At 74.0% G+C, this 18,699-nt stretch carries 20 protein-coding genes and 1 other RNA gene; 12 read left to right on the forward strand and 9 right to left on the reverse strand.

The genetic code is table 11. The features are described 5' to 3' along the window. Positions 1–10: 10 nt before the first annotated feature. Positions 11–3,049, reverse strand: a complete 3,039-nt coding sequence (locus AC1DT4_RS08380; RefSeq protein WP_477089324.1) for a bifunctional [glutamine synthetase] adenylyltransferase/[glutamine synthetase]-adenylyl-L-tyrosine phosphorylase — start codon at positions 3,047–3,049, stop codon at positions 11–13. Further along, on the reverse strand, positions 3,046–4,383 hold the full coding sequence (gene glnA / locus AC1DT4_RS08385) for a type I glutamate--ammonia ligase (RefSeq protein WP_477089325.1): 1,338 nt from the start codon (positions 4,381–4,383) through the stop codon (positions 3,046–3,048). The genes AC1DT4_RS08380 and glnA overlap by 4 nt, the downstream gene beginning before the upstream one ends. Before the next feature lie 133 nt (positions 4,384–4,516). Between glnA and AC1DT4_RS08390 the strand changes: the two genes are divergently transcribed. Genes AC1DT4_RS08390 through AC1DT4_RS08400 form a run of 3 tightly spaced genes read left to right on the forward strand, consistent with a single transcriptional unit; the run spans position 4,517 to position 8,009 of the window. Further along, complete coding sequence (locus AC1DT4_RS08390) at positions 4,517–6,205, forward strand: NAD+ synthase (protein ID WP_477089326.1); 1,689 nt, start codon at positions 4,517–4,519, stop codon at positions 6,203–6,205. 23 nt (positions 6,206–6,228) lie between these two features. Continuing rightward, entirely contained in the window at positions 6,229–7,041 is an 813-nt protein-coding gene (panB, locus tag AC1DT4_RS08395) for a 3-methyl-2-oxobutanoate hydroxymethyltransferase (protein WP_477089327.1), read from the forward strand. Beyond that, positions 7,038–8,009, forward strand: a complete 972-nt coding sequence (locus AC1DT4_RS08400; protein ID WP_477089328.1) for an endonuclease/exonuclease/phosphatase family protein — start codon at positions 7,038–7,040, stop codon at positions 8,007–8,009. The genes panB and AC1DT4_RS08400 overlap by 4 nt, the downstream gene beginning before the upstream one ends. On the opposite strand, the gene AC1DT4_RS08405 is transcribed toward AC1DT4_RS08400, so the two are convergent. Then, positions 8,006–8,179 (reverse strand): SPOR domain-containing protein, encoded by a 174-nt coding sequence (locus tag AC1DT4_RS08405; protein ID WP_477089329.1) that lies wholly within the window; start codon positions 8,177–8,179, stop codon positions 8,006–8,008. The genes AC1DT4_RS08400 and AC1DT4_RS08405 overlap by 4 nt on opposite strands. A 79-nt stretch (positions 8,180–8,258) precedes the next feature. On the opposite strand from AC1DT4_RS08405, the gene map reads away from it, so the two are divergent. The 6 genes from map (at position 8,259) to AC1DT4_RS08435 (ending at position 12,363) form a co-directional block, all read left to right on the forward strand. Continuing rightward, positions 8,259–9,131: a type I methionyl aminopeptidase gene (map, locus tag AC1DT4_RS08410; protein ID WP_477089330.1), complete on the forward strand. Its 873-nt coding sequence runs from the start codon at positions 8,259–8,261 to the stop codon at positions 9,129–9,131. Continuing rightward, complete coding sequence (gene ppgK / locus AC1DT4_RS08415; RefSeq protein WP_477089331.1) at positions 9,128–9,904, forward strand: polyphosphate--glucose phosphotransferase; 777 nt, start codon at positions 9,128–9,130, stop codon at positions 9,902–9,904. Before map ends, ppgK begins: the two co-directional genes overlap by 4 nt. Positions 9,905–9,907: 3 nt before the next feature. Next, positions 9,908–10,681, forward strand: a complete 774-nt coding sequence (locus AC1DT4_RS08420) for an MBL fold metallo-hydrolase (protein ID WP_477089332.1) — start codon at positions 9,908–9,910, stop codon at positions 10,679–10,681. A 5-nt stretch (positions 10,682–10,686) separates the two neighbouring features. Further along, positions 10,687–10,986 (forward strand): DUF6191 domain-containing protein, encoded by a 300-nt coding sequence (locus AC1DT4_RS08425; RefSeq protein ID WP_477089333.1) that lies wholly within the window; start codon positions 10,687–10,689, stop codon positions 10,984–10,986. A gap of 10 nt (positions 10,987–10,996) precedes the next feature. Beyond that, complete coding sequence (locus tag AC1DT4_RS08430) at positions 10,997–11,407, forward strand: VOC family protein (protein WP_477089334.1); 411 nt, start codon at positions 10,997–10,999, stop codon at positions 11,405–11,407. 71 nt (positions 11,408–11,478) lie between these two features. Then, positions 11,479–12,363 carry a hypothetical protein gene (locus AC1DT4_RS08435; RefSeq protein WP_477089335.1) on the forward strand — a complete coding sequence of 295 codons (885 nt, stop codon included), beginning with the start codon at positions 11,479–11,481 and terminating at the stop codon, positions 12,361–12,363. On the opposite strand, the gene AC1DT4_RS08440 is transcribed toward AC1DT4_RS08435, so the two are convergent. Together AC1DT4_RS08440 and rnpB are read right to left on the reverse strand one after the other, a co-directional pair. Further along, the gene (locus AC1DT4_RS08440) at positions 12,356–12,805 is read right to left on the reverse strand and encodes a GatB/YqeY domain-containing protein (RefSeq protein ID WP_477089336.1); all 450 of its coding nucleotides are present in this window, start codon (positions 12,803–12,805) and stop codon (positions 12,356–12,358) included. The two genes, AC1DT4_RS08435 and AC1DT4_RS08440, sit on opposite strands and share 8 nt — an antisense overlap. 54 nt (positions 12,806–12,859) lie before the next feature. After that, positions 12,860–13,242, reverse strand: an RNA gene (gene rnpB / locus AC1DT4_RS08445) — RNase P RNA component class A. Positions 13,243–13,321: 79 nt separating this feature from the next. Between rnpB and AC1DT4_RS08450 the strand changes: the two genes are divergently transcribed. Next, a complete protein-coding gene (locus AC1DT4_RS08450) occupies positions 13,322–13,612 on the forward strand; it encodes a LuxR C-terminal-related transcriptional regulator (protein WP_477089337.1) in 291 nt (96 codons plus the stop codon). On the opposite strand, the gene AC1DT4_RS08455 is transcribed toward AC1DT4_RS08450, so the two are convergent. After that, positions 13,594–13,977 (reverse strand): tautomerase family protein, encoded by a 384-nt coding sequence (locus AC1DT4_RS08455; RefSeq protein WP_477089338.1) that lies wholly within the window; start codon positions 13,975–13,977, stop codon positions 13,594–13,596. The two genes, AC1DT4_RS08450 and AC1DT4_RS08455, sit on opposite strands and share 19 nt — an antisense overlap. A gap of 47 nt (positions 13,978–14,024) precedes the next feature. On the opposite strand from AC1DT4_RS08455, the gene AC1DT4_RS08460 reads away from it, so the two are divergent. Next, on the forward strand, positions 14,025–14,804 hold the full coding sequence (locus AC1DT4_RS08460; protein WP_477089339.1) for a YaaA family protein: 780 nt from the start codon (positions 14,025–14,027) through the stop codon (positions 14,802–14,804). Next, positions 14,805–15,974 (forward strand): SLC13 family permease, encoded by a 1,170-nt coding sequence (locus AC1DT4_RS08465; protein WP_477089340.1) that lies wholly within the window; start codon positions 14,805–14,807, stop codon positions 15,972–15,974. It abuts the gene before it with no gap. 3 nt (positions 15,975–15,977) lie between these two features. Here the strand turns inward: AC1DT4_RS08465 and AC1DT4_RS08470 are convergent, their stop codons facing one another. From AC1DT4_RS08470 to AC1DT4_RS08480, 3 genes are read right to left on the reverse strand one after another with little or no spacing between them, the layout of a single operon-like run. Continuing rightward, on the reverse strand, positions 15,978–16,709 hold the full coding sequence (locus tag AC1DT4_RS08470) for a histidine phosphatase family protein (RefSeq protein WP_477089341.1): 732 nt from the start codon (positions 16,707–16,709) through the stop codon (positions 15,978–15,980). 39 nt (positions 16,710–16,748) lie between these two features. After that, positions 16,749–17,495, reverse strand: a complete 747-nt coding sequence (locus tag AC1DT4_RS08475) for a zinc ribbon domain-containing protein (protein ID WP_477089342.1) — start codon at positions 17,493–17,495, stop codon at positions 16,749–16,751. Next, entirely contained in the window at positions 17,492–18,691 is a 1,200-nt protein-coding gene (locus AC1DT4_RS08480; RefSeq protein WP_477089343.1) for a Nif3-like dinuclear metal center hexameric protein, read from the reverse strand. The genes AC1DT4_RS08475 and AC1DT4_RS08480 overlap by 4 nt, the downstream gene beginning before the upstream one ends. Positions 18,692–18,699: the final 8 nt, after the last annotated feature.

The following is an 18,699-nucleotide window of genomic DNA, read 5'->3' on the forward strand; positions in this document are numbered from 1 at the left end:
GCCCGACCGCTCAGCCGTAGAAGACGCGCTCCACCACGGTGCGCGCCCGACGGGCCGTGCGCAGGTAGTCCTGCTCCAGCTCGCCGCCGGAGCCCGCCGGGTAGCCGACCACCCGCGCGAGGCCGGCCAGCGCCTGCCGGTCGTGCGGGAGAACGTCGGCGTGGGCGCCACCGCGGCCGCTCCACAGCACGTTGGCGTCCCTCAGCCGGCTGGCCAGCAGCCACGCCTCGCTCAGCACGCGGGCGTCGTCGGCGTCGAGCAGGCCGGCCGCAGTCGCGGCGTCGAGCGCCCCGAGCGTGGTCGTGGTGCGCAGCGCCGGGACCGCGTGGGCGTGCTGCAGCTGCAGCAGCTGGGCGGTCCACTCGACGTCGGAGATGCCGCCTCGCCCGAGCTTGAGGTGCCGGGCGGGCTCGACGCCGCGCGGCAGCCGCTCGGACTCGACCCGGGCCTTGATCCGGCGCACCTCACGCTCGGCCCCGGCGTCGATGCCGCCGGCCGGGTACCGCAGCGGATCGACGAGCCGGATGAACCGCTCCCCCAGCTCGTCGTCCCCCGCGACCGGACGCGCACGGAGCAGCGCCTGGCTCTCCCACGTCGAGGACCAGCGCCCGTAGTACTCCGCGTACGAGTCGAACGACCGCACCAGCGGGCCGTTGCGCCCCTCCGGCCGCAGGTCCGCGTCGACCTCGAGCGTCGGCTCGGGGCCGACGGTCCCGAGCAGCGAGCGGAGCTTCGTCGTCACCTGGAGCGCGAACTCCTGCGCGGTGACGGCGTCCACTCCCTCGACGGGGTCGTGCACGAACAGGACGTCCGCGTCGGACGAGTACCCCATCTCGCCGCCGCCCCAGCGGCCCATCGCGACGACGAGCAGCCGGGTCGGGTTCTCCTGCAGCCCCTTCTCGGCGCGCACCTCCCACTCGGCGACGCGCAGCGCGCCCACCAGCACGACGTCCGCGGCGGCGCTCAGGCTCCGCGACGCCCGCTCGCCGGTGACCACGCCGAGCACGTCGGCCGCCGCCGTGCGGGACAGCTCGCGGCGGCGCAGCCCGCGCAGCGCGGTGACGGCGGGCACGGGCTCGTCGGACCGCGTGAGGATCGCGTCGGCCTCCGCCGTCAGCCGCTCGAAGGTGCGGGGCACCAGGTCGGCGTCGTCGGCGAGCCACGTGACCGACTCCGGCGACCGGGTGAGCGCGTCCGCCACGTAGCGCGACGTCGACAGCACCAGCGCGAGCCGGCGGGCCGCTGTGCCGGAGTCGCGCAGGAGCTTGAGGTACCAGTGCGTCGCGCCCAGCTCGTCGGACAGCCGCCTGAACGCGAGCAGCCCGCCGTCGGGGTCGGCCCCGTCCGCGAACCAGCCGAGCATGACCGGCAGGAGCTGGCGCTGGATCGCCGCCCGCCGGGAGACTCCCTCGGTCAGGGCCGCGATGTGCCGCATGGCGCCCGCGGGGTCGGTGTAGCCGATCGCGGCGAGCCGGGCCTTGGCCGCGTCCGGCGCGAGGCTGGCCTCCTCCGTGGACAGCTGCGCGGTCGCCGGCAGCAGGGGCCGGTAGAACAGCTCCTCGTGCAGGCCGCGGACCTCCCGGCGGGCGGCGCGCCAGCGGTCGTCCAGCCCCTGGGCCCCCTCGGCGCGCATCCCGATCGAGCGCGCGAGGCGGCGCAGGTCCGGCTCCGAGGTGGGCATGAGGTGCGTGCGCCGGAGCCGGTACAGCTGGATGCGGTGCTCGAGCACGCGGAGCAGCCGGTAGCAGACGGCCAGCTGCGCGGCGTGCGCGCGGCCGACGTAGCCCCCGGCGGCCAGCGCGGCGAGCGCGGTCAGCGTGCTGGGGCTGCGGATCGACTCGTCGGCGCGCCCGTGCACCAGCTGCAGCAGCTGCACGGTGAACTCGACGTCGCGCAGCCCGCCCACGCCCAGCTTCAGCTGACGGTCCGCCTCCGCCGCCGGCACGTGCCCCTCGACCCGTCGGCGCATGGCCTGCGAGTCCTCGACGAAGTGCTCGCGCGTCACGGCGCTCCACACGAAGGGCTGCGTCATCTCCACGTACTCGCGGCCCAGCGCCTCGTCCCCCGCCAGCGGTCGGGCCTTGAGCAGCGCCTGGAACTCCCACGTCTTGGCCCACCGCTCGTAGTACGCCTTGTGGCTGGCCATCGTCCGGACCAGCGGTCCGTCCTTGCCCTCGGGCCGCAGCGCGGCGTCGACCGGCCAGAGCGCCGGCTCGGCCGACGGCGTCGAGCAGGCGCGGGCCAGCCCCGCCGCGAGACGGGCACCCGCGGCCAGCGCTTCGGCCTCGTCCACGCCGTCCACCGGTTCGGCGACGTAGATGACGTCGACGTCGCTCACGTAGTTGAGCTCGCGGCCGCCGCCCTTGCCCATGCCGATGACCGCGAGCCGCACGCCCCGACCGTGGTCGTCGAGGTCCGCGCGGGCGAGGGCGAGCGCCGCCTCGAGGGCGGCACCGGCGAGGTCGGCCAGCGCCGCGGCGATGCCCGGCAGGCGGGACAGGGGCTCCGAGCTGGTCAGGTCGGTCGCCGCGATCCGGAGCAGGCGCGACCGGTAGGCCAGCCGCATCGCGTCGGTACCGGGAGGCCCGACCACCGTCGCCACCGGGACGTCCGCGTCGGGGTCGGCCCCGACGGCGGCCAGCAGCTCCGCGCGGACCGCGGCGACGGGCACGCCCGTGCCCGGGCTGTCGTCGAGCACCACCCGCAGGTTCTCCGGGTGCGCCACCAGCGTGTCGCCCAGGGCGACCGAGGCGCCGACGACGGCGAGCAGCCGCGCCCTGGCGGGGCCGTCCTGCTCGAGGATGCCGCGCAGCAGGCCCAGGAGCTCCGGGTTGCCGACGACGGCCCCGGCGAGCTTCGCGAGCGCGAGCAGCGCCTGGTCCGGGTCCGCCACGTCGGCCAGGGGCGCGATGAGCAGGTCCGCCGGCGCGTCGACCACGCGCAGCAGGGCCGCGTCGGACAGCAGCCGTTCCGCGCGCGCGGCGTCGGCGACCCCGACCCGCGTGAGCCGGCCCGCCAGCGACGACCCGCGTCCCGCCGTGGTGCTCACAGGACCGGCAGGAACCGCCGCAGCTCGTACGGCGTGACCTGCGAGCGGTACGCCTCCCACTCCTGGCGCTTGTTGCGCAGGAAGTAGTCGAACACGTGCTCACCCAGCGTCTCCGCGACGAGCTCCGAGCGCTCCATGATCGAGATCGCGGCGTCCAGCGACTGCGGCAGCGGCTCGATGCCGAGCGCCCGGCGCTCGGCGTCCGTCAGCTCCCACACGTCGTCCTCGGCGCCCTCGGGCAGCTCGTAGCCCTCCTCGACGCCCTTGAGGCCGGCCGTGAGCAGCAGCGCGAACGCGAGGTAGGGGTTGGTGGCCGAGTCGATCGCGCGGTACTCGATGCGGCTCGAGTTGCCCTTGCCGGGCTTGTACATCGGCACGCGCACGAGGGCCGACCGGTTGTTGTGGCCCCAGCAGACGTAGCTCGGCGCCTCGGCGCCGCCCCACAGCCGCTTGTAGGAGTTCACGAACTGGTTGGTCACGGCGGTGATCTCGGGGGCGTGCCGCAGCAGGCCGGCGATGAACGAGCGCGCGGTCTTGGAGAGCTCCAGGTGGCCGCCCGCCTCGTGGAACGCGTTGCGGTCGCCCTGGAAGAGCGAGAGGTGCGTGTGCATGCCGGAGCCGGGCTGGTCCGCCAGCGGCTTGGGCATGAAGCTGGCGAAGACGCCCTGCTCGAGCGCGACCTCCTTGACCACCGTGCGGAACGTCATGATGTTGTCCGCCGTGGTCAGCGCGTCGGCGTAGCGCAGGTCGATCTCGTTCTGCCCCGGGCCGGCCTCGTGGTGGGAGAACTCCACCGAGATGCCCATCGACTCGAGCATCGTGATGGCGGCGCGCCGGAAGTCGTGCGCCGTGCCGCGCGGCACGTGGTCGAAGTAGCCGCCCTGGTCGACGGGCACCAGGGGCTGCGTCGGGTCCGCGGGCGCGTCGAACAGGTAGAACTCGACCTCGGGGTGCGTGTAGAAGGTGAACCCCTGGTCGGCGGCCTTGGACAGCGCGCGCTTGAGCACGTTGCGCGAGTCGGCCAGCGACGGCTCGCCGTCGGGCGTGAGCAGGTCGCAGAACATGCGAGCGGTGCCGTGCCGCTCACCGCGCCAGGGCAGGACCTGGAACGTCGAGGGGTCGGGCTTGGCGATCATGTCCGCCTCGTACACCCGCGTCAGGCCCTCGATGGCGCTGCCGTCGAAGCCGATCCCCTCCGAGAAGGCGGCCTCGAGCTCGGCCGGTGCCACCGCGACCGACTTCAGGATCCCGAGCACGTCGGTGAACCAGAGACGGATGAAGCGGATGTCCCGCTCCTCGACCGTGCGGAGCACGAACTCCTGCTGCCTGTCCATGCGGTACATCCTGCCTGATGAACGGCGTCGCCGAGCGTCAGTGTCCGGGGCGGGTCGGCACGGGTCTCCGGCCCCGCGTGAGGAGGGACACGACGGGGCGTCGGGGGTCGGCGCGATGGTTAGGCTCGACCCCATGTCTCACCCCCGCATCGCCCTCGCGCAGATCGACACGCGTGTGGGGGACGTCGACGCGAACGCCCACGCGGTCCTGGAGTGGGCGCGCACCGCCGCGCTGGCCGGGGCGGACCTGCTGGTGTTCCCCGAGATGACGCTGACGGGCTACCCCATCGAGGACCTGGCGCTGCGCGCGTCGTTCCGGCGGGGTGCGGAGGCCGCGCTCCAGCGGACCGCGAAGGCGCTCGCCGACGAGGGTCTGGGCAACCTGGCGGTGCTCGTCGGCACCGTCGGGGAGAAGGTCGTGACGCCCGTGCACGAGCCGGGCGCCCCGGAAGGGCCACGGCGGCCCACCAACCAGGCGGTGCTGCTGCAGCACGGCCAGGTGCAGGTCCGCTACGACAAGCACCACCTGCCCAACTACGGCGTGTTCGACGAGTACCGGATCTTCGCGTCGGGCGACGACGTCTGCGTCATCGACGTGCAGGGCCGCCGGGTCGGGGTCGTGATCTGCGAGGACATCTGGCAGGACGGCGGACCGGTCTCGCAGATGGACGAGAACGAGGTGTCGCTGCTGGTCGTGCTGAACGCGTCGCCGTACGAGGAGGGCAAGGGGTACCAGCGCGTCGAGCTCGCGGCACGCCGGGCCCACGAGGTCGAGGCACCGGTCGCGTACGTGAACCTCGTCGGAGCCCAGGACGACCTGGTCTTCGACGGCGGCTCGTTCGTCATCGCGACGGACGGCACGGTGCTGACCCGCGCGCCGCAGTTCGTCGAGCACCTGCTGGTGTGGGACCTGCTCGACGACGACGACGCGCCGGCCACCGGCCCCGTCGCCCAGCCGCTCGCGCCCGACGAGGAGGTCTACCGCGCGCTGGTCACCGGCCTGCACGGGTACGTCACCAAGAACGGCTTCCACTCGGTCGTGCTCGGCATGTCCGGTGGCATCGACTCCGCCCTGGTGGCGGCCATCGCCGCCGACGCCCTCGGCGGCGAGAACGTGGTCGGTGTCTCGATGCCGTCGGTCTACTCGTCGGACCACAGCCGGGACGACGCGCAGGACCTCGCCAAGCGGATCGGCGCCGACTTCCGCGTGCAGCCCATCAAGCCGATGGTCGACGCGTTCGAGGCGGAGATGCCGCTCGAGGGCGTGGCCGCGGAGAACCTGCAGGCCCGGGTGCGCGGCGTCATCCTCATGGCGATCTCGAACCGCGAGGGCCACCTGGTGATCGCGCCGGGCAACAAGACCGAGCTCGCGGTCGGGTACACCACGATCTACGACGCCGGCAGCATCGGCGGCTTCGCCCCCATCAAGGACGTCGACAAGTCGCGGGTGTGGGCACTGGCGCGCTGGCGCAACAACGCCGCGCTGGACGGCGTCTTCGGCCCGGACGAGCTGCCGCCCATCCCGGAGTCGTCGATCACCAAGCCGCCGTCGGCGGAGCTGCGGCCGGGGCAGGTCGACCAGGACTCGCTGCCGCCGTACGACGTCCTCGACGAGGTGCTGGACGCGTACGTCGAGCACGCCGAGGGCAGGGCCGAGCTGCTCGCCCGCGGGTTCGACCCGGCCGTCGTCGACAAGGTCCTCGCGCTCGTCGACCGCGCCGAGTGGAAGCGACGTCAGTACCCGCCGGGCACCAAGGTCACCGCGCTGGCCTTCGGCCGCGATCGCCGGCTACCGATCACTACCCGTTGGCGCGAGCCGTGAGCACACCGACAGGAGCCCCAGGAATGAGCCAGACCCCGAAGCGCGTGCGCGTGCACCACCTGCTCGAGGCCAAGGAGCGCGGTGAGCGGCTGACGATGCTCACGGCCTACGACGCCGTGACGGCGCGGATCTTCGACGAGGCCGGCATCGACATGCTGCTGGTCGGCGACTCGATCGGGAACACCATGCACGGGCACACGACGACGCTGCCTGTCACGGTGGACGACCTCATCCCGCCGGCACGTGCGGTCGCCGGCGCCGCGAAGCGCGCGTTCGTCGTCGCCGACCTGCCGTTCGGCTCGTACGAGGCGGGTCCGGCGCAGGCGCTCGGGACCGCCGTGCGGATGATGAAGGAGACCGGCGTCGCGGCCGTGAAGTTCGAGGGCGGCAAGCGCGTCGTCCCGCAGATCAAGGCGCTCACGGATGCCGGGATCCCGGTCGTCGCGCACCTTGGCTACACACCGCAGTCGGAGAACCTGCTCGGCGGGCCGCGCGTCCAGGGCCGCGGAGACCTGGCGGCGGAGCTGCTGTGCGAGGACGCCGTCGCCATCGCCGAGGCAGGAGCCGTCGCGGTGGTCCTGGAGATGGTCCCGGCGCCGGTCGCCGCACGGGTCACCGAGATCCTGCAGATCCCCACGATCGGCATCGGCGCCGGGTCGCAGTGCGACGGGCAGGTGCTGGTCTGGGTCGACATGGCGGGGATGACCGACTGGTCCCCGCGCTTCGCCAAGCGGTTCGGCGAGGTCGGCGCCGCGCTGCGGGCCGCCGCGACGGCCTACGCCGACGAGGTGCGCGGCGGCACGTTCCCGGACGCGGACCACCAGTTCGACGCGTGAGCAGACGCGGGCGCGTCCTGGTCCGGGCGGGCGCGGCCGTCGTGCTCGTCGTCCTGGTCGCGCTCGCGGTCCCCGTCGCGTCGGGCGTCTGGCCGGTCGCGCAGGTGGTGTCGTTCCGCGCGCTGCTCGGGCTCGGCGCCGCCGCGGCCGCAGTCGCGCTGCTGGCCGTGCCGTGGACACGGGTCCGGCTCCTGCCGGTCACCGTCGCCCTCGCGATCGGGGCGCTCGCCCAGAGCTCCGTGCTCGTCGTGCGGTCCGTCCCCCAGCACGTCGCCGCGGCGCCGCCGGACGCGCAGGTGGTCGTCCTGTCGTTCAACACGCTCGACACCGTCGACGCCCAGCTGCTCGCCGGGCTGGCCCTCGACCACCACGCCGACGTCGTCGTGCTGCCCGAGACGTCGGACTACACCGCCCGGATGACGGCGAAGCGCATGGCGGCCGCGGGTCACCCGATGCAGCTGCTCACCGCCGAGGGCCACACGTCCTTCGTCGCCGGGACTGCGCTGCTCGTGTCCGCTCGGCTGGGCTCCTACCCGACCGCCGAGCCGCTCCCGACGAGGCTCGGCGCGCTGCTCGCGGCACCGGCCGACCCCCGGACGTCGCCCGTGCTCGTCGCAGCCCACCCGATCGCGCCCGGCCGCCGCGGCGCGATGCCCGGGTGGCGCACCGAGACCCGGCTGGTGGCCGACACGTGCGCCGGAACGCCCGGCGCGATCGTCGCGGGCGACCTCAACGCGACGCTGGACCACCCCGGCCTGCAGGACCTTGGCCCGTGCGTCGACGCGGCCCGAGCGGCCGGGGCCGGGGCGCTCGGCACGTGGCCGGCGTCCGCACCCCGGCTCCTCGCGGCGCCGATCGACCACGTGCTGGTCGACGGGCGGGCGTGGCGGGTGGTCGGCTTCCAGGTGCTTCAGCGCACCGGCGGCAGCGACCACCGCCCGATCCTCGCGACGCTGGTGCGCCGCTAGGACTTCTCCTCGTCCTGCGCGTCCCAGTCCTGGTTGCGCTTGCGCGCCTTCTCCAGCGCGTGCGTCGCCTCCTCGCGCGTCGCGTACGGGCCCATGAGCTTGGTCCAGTCGCTCTGCCGGCCCTCCTCGACCTCGTGGGTCTCGGTGTTGAACCAGAACTTCTCCGCCATGGTGCTCTCCCTTCGCCCAGGGCACCGCGGCGACCGGCCTGACCGGCCTCGATGCCCTCCTGTCCGTAGACTGCCAGGTATGTCGACGGTGCACGCGCCACGAGCCGCCCTGGTCCCCGGGACGCAGAGTCCCCGCCGGGCGGTCGGGGCGTCCATCGCCCGTCCCGAGTACGTCGGCCGGCCCGGTCCCGCGCACTGGTCGGGCGGCAACGTCCTCGAGCCGGAGATGATCGAGCGCGTCCGCGTGGCCGCGCGCATCGCCGCCCAGGCGCTGGAGCTCGTCGGCAGCCACGTCGCCCCGGGCGTCACCACGGACGAGCTCGACGCCATCGGGCACGAGTTCATGGTCGACCACGGCGCGTACCCGTCGACGCTGGGCTACCGCGGCTTCCCCAAGTCGCTGTGCACGTCGATCAACGAGGTCATCTGCCACGGCATCCCCGACTCGACCGTGGTCGAGGACGGGGACATCGTGAACATCGACGTCACCGCCTACATCGGCGGCGTGCACGGCGACAACAACGCGACCTTCCTCGCGGGCGACGTGGACGAGGAGTCCCGGCTGCTGGTCGAGCGCACGCGTGAGTCCCTGACCAGGGCGATCAAGGCGGTCGTGCCGGGTCGGGAGATCAACGTGATCGGGCGCGTCATCGAGAAGTACGCGGCGCGGTTCGGGTACGGCGTCGTCCGCGACTACACCGGGCACGGCGTCGGCCCCGCCTTCCACACCGGGCTGGTGATCCCCCACTACGACGCGGCCCCCGCCTACGACACCCTGATCGAGCCGGGCATGGTCTTCACGATCGAGCCGATGCTCAACCTCGGCACCCCCGACTGGGTGATGTGGGACGACGACTGGACCGTCCTGACGGCCGACGGCCGACGCAGCGCGCAGTTCGAGCACACCCTGCTGGTCACCGACACCGGAGCGGAGATCCTGACCCTGCCATGAGCGACAACAAGCACAAGAAGTCCCCCGACACGGCCTTCGGCATCGACATCGGCGGCAGCGGGATCAAGGGCGCCCCGGTGTCGCTGGCCGACGGCGAGTTCGCCGCGGACCGGCTCCGCATCCCGACGCCGCAGCCCTCGACGCCCGACGCGGTCGCCGAGACCGTCGGCAAGGTCGTCGACTCGTTCCACCTGGCGAAGGACGTGCCGATCGGGGTCACGTTCCCAGCGGTGATCCTCCACGGGGTCGCGCAGTCGGCTGCCAACGTCGACAAGTCGTGGATCGGCACGGACGTCGAGAAGGCCGTGCACAGCGCGACCGGGCGCAAGGTCCTGGCGGTCAACGACGCCGACGCGGCGGGCTATGCCGAGGTCCTGTACGGCGCGGCGAAGGGTGTGGAGGGCGTGGTCCTCGTGGTCACGCTCGGCACCGGCATCGGGTCCGCGCTCATCGTCGACGGGCACCTGGTGCCCAACACCGAGCTGGGCCACCTGGAGATCGACGGGTTCGACGCCGAGTCGCGCGCGGCCGAGAGCGTCCGCGACCGCGAGGGCCTGGACTGGGCGGGGTGGGCCGCGCGCCTGCAGAGGTACTTCACCGTCGTCGAGAACCTGTTCTGGCCCGACCTCATCGTGGTCGGCGGCGGCGTGAGCAAGCACCACGCCGACTTCCTGCCGCTGCTCGACATCCGGACCGAGATCGTCCCGGCGAAGCTGCGCAACGCGGCCGGCATCGTCGGCGCCGCCGCCCTCGCCGCCGAGGCGCACGGCTGACCCGTGCGCGACCTCCTCGAGGTCGCACCTGGTGTACACGTCGCCACGAGCCTCGTGTACACCACGACGTCCACCGTCGTCGTCGGTCCCGACGGGACGTGCCTGGTGGTCGACCCGGCCGTGACGGCGGGCGAGGTCGACGACCTCGGCGCGGCGATCCAGGAGCGCGGCTGGACCCCGGTCGCCGTGTGGTCGACGCATGCGCACTGGGACCACGTCCTGGACGGCCGCCGGTTCTCCACGCTGCCCCGGTGGTCGGACGGGACCGCGGCGACCGATCCGGAGACCCTCGCGGCCGAGCGCGACGCCGACCCCGAGCTGGCGCGCACCCGCGAGGCCCGCGCGCCGATCGCCGCGGTCGTGGCTCCGTATCCGCGGCGGGAACCCGGCGTCCTCGACTGGGCCGGCCCGCCCGTGCACGTCCTGTCGCACGCGGCGCACGCCCGCCCGCACACCGCGCTCTGGCTGCCCGAGGCCGGCGTGCTGGTCGCCGGCGACCTGCTCTCCGACGTCGAGATCCCCCTCCTGGACCTGACCGCGGACGACCCCGTCGGTGACTACCTCGCTGCGCTCCACCTGCTCGCAGCGCTGCCGGCGTCGGTCGTGATCCCGGGCCACGGCCGCGTCGGAGGCCGGGACGAGCTGCGCCGCCGGCTCGTCGCGGACCGCGCCTACCTGGCCGCGCTGGTGTCCGGCACGTCGTGGGACGACGAGCGCCTGGCACTCCCCTGGGTCGCCGCCGCACACGCCGCGCAGCAGGCGGCGGTGGGACCGTGATCGGTATGGGATGGCTCATCGCGGCGGGCGTCGTCACGCTCGCGGTCCTGCTCCTCGCGCTGGACCGCATGGTCGCGCGCGGCTGGTTCGACCGGCGGCACCCGCGCGAGCGCCGCGCGGCAGAGCACGCGGCCGCGAGCGGCATGCTCGGGGACCTCATCGACGTCTTCCAGCCGAACCGGGTGCACCTGACCGCGGAGCAGGAGCGGCAGAAGCTCGACATCCTGCAGACCGGCGACGCGGCCGGGCGCCTGGACCTCGACAGCGGGGTCGTCCGCCTCGACCAGGACCCGTCCCGCCAGTAGCGTGCCGCGCATGGCACCTGTGGTCTCCCACCTGACGATCGACTGCGCCGACCCCGCCGCCCTCGCCCGCTGGTGGCGCGAGGTGCTCGGCTGGTCCTACACCTGGGAGCCGGCGGACGACGACGACGAGATCGGCATCGAGCCGGCGGACGGCCGCGGCACGGGCTGGCTGTTCCTCAAGGTGCCGGACGTGAAGACCGGTAAGAACCGCCTGCACGCCGACCTGCGCCCGCCCAACGGTTCCGACCAGGCCACCGAGCTCGAGCGCCTGCTCTCGCTCGGCGCCACGCGCGTCGACATCGGTCAGGGCGAGGTGCCGTGGCACGTGCTGGCCGACCCCGAGGGCAACGAGTTCTGCCTGCTGCGCAGCACGCCGGACCAGGTCGCGGCGATCCTCGCGTCGCAGTCGACCGCCGGCTGATCCGGTCCCCCGCACGAGTGACGTGCGGGACGAGGCTCGAAATCGGACGATTCGGTCGGTAGGTTCCTGGGATGGTCAGCGCCGCACTTCCGGTCCTGGGCGACGTCGCGTGGGAGGACTGGGAGCAGTGGCTCCCGCTCGCGCTCTCCGTCGTGACGCTCGTCGCCGCGCTCGGCGCCTGGATCCTCGCGGGCAAGGCGGCGCGGCGCAGCGCACGCCTGGCCGACGCGACCCACAAGCAGGCGAGGGCCTTCGACGAGCAGGTGGCGATCGCCCGCGAGGCACTGGGCCTGGCCCGGCAGGAGGCGCAGAACGCCCGCTCGGACGCCGAGCGGCAGCGCCAGGAGACCGATCGGACGCGGCGCATGCTCGAGGAGACCCGGCTCGACTCGCTGGCACCCAGCATCGTCGCCCGCGCGTTCCCCGACGGCTCCGGTGCGCCCGGCCGCCCCGCGCTGGAGGCGTGCCAGCTCACGGCCGGCGGCCAGGACCGCTGGCGGCCGGTCACCGGCCAGCTCCAGGTCGGCCGGGACCAGACCTACGCGTTCCGCACCGCGCTCACGCTCTGGTTCGAGAACGTGTCCGACCGCGCCGCCCAGGTCGACATCGTCGAGGCCGCCGGCGGCGAGCTGGACCTGCTGCCCGGGCACCCGCTGGTCGTCCCGGCGCGCGAGTCGCGCAGCATCACGTGGATGCGGATGTGGACCTCGCGAGACCTCGACAGCGACCAGCAGATCCAGGACCCGTCGGCGTGGCTGTTCAACCTCGCGTTCACCGCGAGCGACCTCGGCCTGCACGTCCGCGACACCTACGCGTTCGACGGCGACCTGCGGTTCTTCGACCGGGACGGCTCGTGGCTCGTCGTCATGCCCGAGCCGCCCCTGCCCTGGACGTCCGACGTGGCGTCCGTGCTGCCGGGCCGCTCCTACCAGCGGCTCGACGCCACCGTCAGCTGAGCGCCGCGCGCACCAGGGTCGACAGCTTCTTGCCGTCGGCCGACGCCCCGGCGCGCGCCGTGGCCTCCTTCATGACCGCGCCCATGTCCCGCACGGACGTGGCGCCGACGTCGGCGATGACGGACGACACCAGCGCGGCGAGCTCGCCGTCGGACAGCTGCGCCGGCAGGTACGTCTCGATGAGGTCGGCCTCCGCCGTCTCGGTCGCGGCCCGCTCGGGCGCGTTCGCGTCCGTGTAGATCTGCGCGGAGTCGCGGCGCTTCTTCACCTCGCGCGCCAGGATCTTGAGCACGTCGTCCTCCGACAGCTCCTTCTCGACCGTGCCCGCCTTCGCCTCGAACCGCACCGCACCGATGATCTGGCGCAGGATGCCGGTGCGCTCGGTGTCCCGGGCCTTCATGGCGGTGGTCAGGTCGGACGTCAACTGGTCGAGGGTGCTCATGGCAGCCATCGTGCCCCGTGCCGGGCGGTCGGCGCAGTCGGAATGCCCGAGGGGCGGATGAGTCAGTCGATACGCCGGGTTCTGTCCTCGCGCGCGGTTGCCCGCAGCTGCGCGAGTGGCGGCCATCCCTCTACGACGTACGTTGCCGCACGCCTCCAGCGGCCTACCCGGGAGCTCGGGCGAGCAGCCCTCGAACGCTCCCTGTCTGACCTTGCTCCGGGTGGGGTTTACCAAGCCGCACCGGTCACCCGGCACGCTGGTGGTCTCTTACACCACCGTTTCACCCTTACCCGACCGGCGGACCGGTCGGGCGGTCTGTTCTCTGTGGCACTGTCCCGCGGGTCACCCCGGGTGGGTGTTACCCACCACCCTGCTCTGCGGAGCCCGGACGTTCCTCGGCGAGCCCGAGGGCTCGACGCGGCCGCCTGACTGACTCATCCGCGCCGACAGCCTAGCGGGCTCCGCGCGGTCGAGTTTTTCACCCATCCTTCATCCCCTCCGCTCCGAACCAGGGGCATGAACACCACACACGGACTGACCCGGCGCGAGCGCGTGATCCTCGCCCACCTGGCCCTGCCCCTCACGCTCGGCGAGATCGCCGCATCGTTGTTCGTCACCCGGAACACGGTGAAGTCGCAGGTCCGCTCGATCTACATGAAGCTCGGCGTGGCCGACCGGGAGTCGGCGCTCTCGGTGGGTCGCGCGCGCGGCCTGGTGCCGGCGGACCTGGGGATGCCCGAGGTCGAGCAGACGCGGCGCCGCCTCATGGAGATTCCCGTGCCGGCCGTTCAGACGTCGACGCGGTAGGTCAGCGACAGCTCGTCGCCCGAGACCCCGCGGATGCCCCAGTTCTCGGGCGGGCTCTCGATGATGATGACCTCGAGATCGTCGGCCGACAGGCCCAGCGTGGGCGCGACGTCGTCGAAGAAAGCGGCGATGAGCGCGCGGCGGGCCTCCCGGCTGCGGCCGGTGAAGCAGAGGATCTCGACCACGAGGTAGTCCTTGCCGCGCGGCGCGACCAGGTCGTCGGCGTCGAGCAGCAGGAAGCGGTGGAACCGCTTGTCCTGCGGCAGCCCCCACGTGCCGGTGATGACGCGGTGGATCGCGTCCGACACCGAGCCGCGCCGGTCCTGCCAGACGTCGCGCCGGCCGTAGATCTTCACGTGCGCCATGCGGTCCTCCTCGCGCTCGGTCGTCGCGCGGAGCCTACAGTTCAGGCGTGCTCGTGCTCCTGCCGCCCTCCGAGGGCAAGACGCCGCCGCGCGCCCGCGGCCCCCTGCTCGATCTCGACGGCCTCTCCGCGCCCGGGCTCACCCCCGTGCGGGAGAAGGTGCTCGACGCGTTGATCGAGGTCAGCGCGGGGTCGGGTGCCGTTCACGCGCTCGGCGTGGGTGCCACGCTTGCCGACGAGGTCGCGCGCAACACGGACCTGCGCACCGCACCGACGGCCCCGGCGAAGCGGGTGTACTCGGGCGTCCTGTACGCGGCGGCCGGGCTCGACCGGCTCACGCCCACCGGCCGTGCCCGCGCGGCGGAGAGCGTGCGGATCGTGTCCGGGCTGTGGGGGCTCGTGGCACCCGACGACCCGATCCCGGCCTACCGCCTCTCCATGGCCACCCACCTGCCCGGCATCGGCCACCTCCCGGGTGCGTGGCGCGACGCGCTCGACCTCGAGCTCTCCGGCCGGCCCGAGGGCGAGCTGGTGGTCGACTGCCGCTCGGCGACCTATCTCGCGGCGTGGCACCCGCCCGCCACGGCGGACTGGGTGGCCGTCCGCGTGGTCCGCGAGCTCGACGGGCAGCGATCCGTGGTGTCGCACAACGCCAAGCACACGCGCGGGGTGCTCACCCGTCACCTGCTGACGCGGCGCGGCAAGGCGCCGCACGACGCGGCGTCGCTGGCCCGGGTGTCCCGAGAGCTCGTCGGCACCGCCCTGCTCGACGTCGAGCTGGGGCCGCCCGCGCGCGGCGCCCGGACCCTCACCCTCGTCGTGGCCTGAGTGGCCCGCCGCCGGCGCGTGCCCTGGTGGCTCCTCGCCGTCGTCGTCACGGTCGCGCTCGTGTCCACCGGTGCGCTGCCCGCGGCCGACGCCCGCGAGCTGGCCGAGCGCACCCTGCCGATCCTCGTGTTCGTCGCCGCACTCACCGTGGTGGCGGAGATGTGCGCGGGGGCTGGCCTCTTCGACGCGGCAGCGGGGCTCGCGTCGCGCGTCACCGGCGGGCGTCGGTGGGCGCTCTGGGGCCTGGTCGTGCTCCTCGCGACTCTGAGCACGGCGGTCCTGTCGCTCGACACGACCGCGGTGCTCCTCACGCCCGTCGTCATCGCGCTGGCGCGCCGCACTCACACGCCGCCGCTGCCGTTCGCCCTCGCGGTCCTCGCGCTGGCGAACACGGCGTCGCTGGTGCTGCCCGTCTCGAACCTCACCAACCTGCTCGCCGACCACCTCTTGCGGAGGGCCGACGTGGGGTACCTCGGGCTGATGTGGGCGCCCGCGCTCGCCGCGATCGTGGTGACCGTGTCCGTCCTGGCCGTGCGGGACCGGCGCTCGCTGCACGGCCGCTACGACGTCCACCCGCCTCGCGCCGTCAAGGATCGCGTGCTGCTCGGGCTGTGCGCGGTCGCGGTGGGCGCGCTCGGGGTCGCGTTCGTCGTCGGCGCCCCGACCGCGCCGACAGCCGTCGTCGCCGCCGTCGTCCTGCTCGGCGCCACGCTGCTGCGGCACCAGAAGCTCCCGGTCGCCGCGCGCGACCTCGTCCCGTGGCGGACGCTGCTGGTCGTCCTCGGGCTCTTCGTCGTCGTCGAGACGGCCCACGCGCACGGCCTCGGCACGTTGCTCGCGCAGGCCGCGGGCACCGGCGGCACCGCGGGCGACCTGCTCCGGCTGGCCGCGGTGGGCGCGCTCGCCTCGAACGCGATCAACAACCTGCCCGCCTACCTCGCGCTCGAGCCCGCGGCCGCCGCGGATCCGCTCCGGGTGGCCGCCCTGCTGATCGGCACCGGGGTCGGACCGCTGATCACCCCGTGGGGCTCGCTGGCGACCATCCTGTGGTGGCAGCGCTGCCGGACGGTGCTGCTCGACGTCCACGCCGGGACGATCGTGCGGCAGGGCCTGCTGCTGGCGCCGCTGACGGTCGTCGCCGCCACGCTCGCCCTCGTCGCGACCCACTGAGCGTCAGGCGCGCGCCCCCCAGCCCTCGCTCGGCACCCCCACCACGGCGATCTCGTCGCGACGGTCCTTGAACAACCGCACGATGCTCACCGACGCGGGCGCGACCCGCAGCTGGCTCCAGGACGAGGGCTGCGCGCCCATGGTCACGCCGAGCGCCGCGCGGATGGAGACCGCGTGGCTGACGACGACGACGGTGCGGTCGACGCCCCCTGCGAGCAACCCGTCCAGGCCGCCCTGGAGCCGACGCCCGACGTCCTCGATCGACTCTCCGCCGGGCGGCCGGACGTTCGCCTTGGTGTGCCACGGCTCGAGCTGGCCCGGCCACCGCTCCTCGATCTGCTCGGCGGTGAGGCCCTGCCACTCGCCGAAGTTCGCCTCCTGGAACGTGGCGTCCGTCCGGACGGGCAGCCCGAGCCTCTCGGCGATGATCCCGCCGGTCTGCTGCGTGCGCACCATCGGCGACGCGATGACCTCGCTCGGGTACTCGATGTCGCCCCACAGGTCACGGCCGACGCGGTCGACCAGGTCGGCGGCGTCGCGCGCCTGGCGGAGCCCCGTCTCGTCGAGCGGCGGGCCGGGCTCCCCCGACCCCGAGTAGCCGCGTGAGACGGTCATCGTCGTCTGGCCGTGCCGGACGAGGACCACCGTGACGGGCTGCTCCTGGTCGAACCGGACGCCGGCACCGGACGGTCGTGGCGCGCGGCCGGGCGAGCTGGGCGAGGCGACGTCGGTCACGCTCGCAGTCTTGCCCTCCCGGGCCGGGTTGGCGAGCCCTCAGCCCCGGGCGGGCTCCGGGAGCCTGACCAGGATGCGTCCGCACTCCTCGCAGCGGACCACCTGGTCCTCGGGAGCCTTGACGATCGCCTCGACGTCGAGCGGGTTGAGCTCGAGCCGGCAGCTCTCGCAGCGGCGGCCGCGCAGGGCACCGGCGCCCTTGCCGCCCAGCTGGGCGCGCAGCTTCTCGTAGAGCGCCACCAGCCCGGCGTCGAGGCCCGCGACGGCCGTGGCGCGCTCGGCGGCCACCCCCGCGGCGTCGGCGTCGATCGCGGCGAAGGCGGCGTCGCGCTCGGCCTCGACCGCGGCGCGCTTGTCGGCCAGCGACTCGTGCGCGGTGGTCACCTCGGCCAGGGCCGTCTCGTGCGCCTCGAGCCGCTCCATCACGTCCAGCTCGACCTCCTCCAGCTCCGACTGCCGACGCCCCAGGGTGCCCAGCTCGCTCTGCAGCGCCTGGAGGTCCTTCGGGGTGCCCTGCCCGGAGTCGAGCCGCGCCTGGTCCCGCGCGGCGCGGACCCGGACCTGCTCGACGTCGGCCTCGGCCTTGGTGAGCTCGCGCCGCAGGTCGCTCACCGCGGTCTGCGACGTCACCAGTGCCGTGTGCAGGTCGGTCACCTGCGAGTCGAGCTCGACCAGTCGCGCGAGCTCGGGCAGCGTCCGCTTCTTGTGGGCCAGCTGGTCCAGGCGGGTGTCGAGCTCCTGGACGTCGAGCAGTCGTCGCTGGTCAGCTGCGGGTGCAGTCGTCACGGGTGTCCTTCGGTCGAGGCGTGTGGTGCGGCAGGCTCAGGGCTCCCGACGCGACCCGTCCACGGGTCGGTGCTCAGCGTGCTGACGCGCGTGTCCACCGTAGTCCCCGCAGCGGCCGCGTCCGTCTCGAGGGCACGGGCGGCGAGCGCGAGCCACGGCCACTCGGACGCGAAGTGGGCGACGTCGACGAGGTAGGGCGTCCGGTCGCCGTCGAAGGCGGCCCGCTCCCGCAGCTCGGACGCCGGGTGGTGCCGCAGGTCCGCGGTCACGTAGGCGTCGGCGCCGGACGCGCGGACGGCGTCGAACAACGAGTCGCCCGAGCCGCCCACCACTGCGACGCGTTCGACGTGCCCGTCGGGGTCTCCCGCGAACCGGACGCCCTGGGCCGTCGCCGGCAGCGCGGCCGCGACGACGGCGGCGAAGTCGCGCAGCGTCGTCGGCTCCGCCAGGGCTCCGACGCGGCCGATCCCCGTGCGGCCGGGCCACGTCGCGAGCTCGAGGACGTCGAACGCCGGCTCCTCGTACGGGTGCGCCTCGCGCATCGCGGCGACGACCGCGCCACGCAGCCGGCGCGGCGCGACCATCTCCACCCGCGCCTCGACCACGCGCGACGCCTCCCCCGCCGACCCGATCGATGGCGACGCGTCCGGCGACGGCGTGAACGTGCCCTCGCCGGTCGACGTCCACGCGCAGCGCGAGTACTCGCCGATCGCCCCGGCGCCGGCCGCCGCGAGCGCGTCGACGAGCTGCTCCGCGTCGCCCACCGGGACGAACACCACGTGCTTGTCGAGCGCCTCGGCCGGCGCGGGGTCGAGGGGCACCGTGCGCACCAGCCCGAGGGCGTCCGCGAGCGCGTCGGCGACACCGCCGGTCGCCGCGTCCGCGTTGGTGTGCGCCGTGTACAGGGCGACGCCCGACCGGACCAGGCGGTGCAGCAGCGCACCCTTGAACGTGGTGGCCGCGATCGAGTGCACCGGTCGCAGCAGCAGCGGGTGGTGGGTGACGACGAGGTCGGCCTCCCACGCCACGGCCTCGTCGACGACCGCCGCGACCGGGTCGACGGCGTACAGGACGCGGCGCACGGGCTGGTCGGGGTCGCCGGTGACGAGCCCGACCGCGTCCCACGACTCCGCGGTGGACGGCGGGTACCGGCGCTCGAGCAGCCGCACGACGTCGGCCAGGCGGGGGGCGCTCACGTCCAGCA

The sequence above is a fragment of the Cellulomonas sp. P4_D11 genome (assembly GCF_056401915.1).

Excerpts from the sequence above, each read along its gene's own strand:
- glnA (WP_477089325.1), bottom strand. The coding sequence starts at position 4,383 with ATGGACAGGCAGCAGGAGTTCGTGCTCCGCACGGTCGAGGAGCGGGAC.
- AC1DT4_RS08390 (WP_477089326.1), top strand. The coding sequence starts at position 4,517 with ATGTCTCACCCCCGCATCGCCCTCGCGCAGATCGACACGCGTGTGGGG.
- panB (WP_477089327.1), top strand. The coding sequence starts at position 6,229 with ATGAGCCAGACCCCGAAGCGCGTGCGCGTGCACCACCTGCTCGAGGCC.
- AC1DT4_RS08405 (WP_477089329.1), bottom strand. The coding sequence starts at position 8,179 with ATGGCGGAGAAGTTCTGGTTCAACACCGAGACCCACGAGGTCGAGGAG.
- map (WP_477089330.1), top strand. The coding sequence starts at position 8,259 with ATGTCGACGGTGCACGCGCCACGAGCCGCCCTGGTCCCCGGGACGCAG.
- ppgK (WP_477089331.1), top strand. The coding sequence starts at position 9,128 with ATGAGCGACAACAAGCACAAGAAGTCCCCCGACACGGCCTTCGGCATC.
- AC1DT4_RS08425 (WP_477089333.1), top strand. The coding sequence starts at position 10,687 with ATGGGATGGCTCATCGCGGCGGGCGTCGTCACGCTCGCGGTCCTGCTC.
- AC1DT4_RS08430 (WP_477089334.1), top strand. The coding sequence starts at position 10,997 with ATGGCACCTGTGGTCTCCCACCTGACGATCGACTGCGCCGACCCCGCC.
- AC1DT4_RS08435 (WP_477089335.1), top strand. The coding sequence starts at position 11,479 with ATGGTCAGCGCCGCACTTCCGGTCCTGGGCGACGTCGCGTGGGAGGAC.
- AC1DT4_RS08440 (WP_477089336.1), bottom strand. The coding sequence starts at position 12,805 with ATGAGCACCCTCGACCAGTTGACGTCCGACCTGACCACCGCCATGAAG.
- AC1DT4_RS08450 (WP_477089337.1), top strand. The coding sequence starts at position 13,322 with ATGAACACCACACACGGACTGACCCGGCGCGAGCGCGTGATCCTCGCC.
- AC1DT4_RS08455 (WP_477089338.1), bottom strand. The coding sequence starts at position 13,977 with ATGGCGCACGTGAAGATCTACGGCCGGCGCGACGTCTGGCAGGACCGG.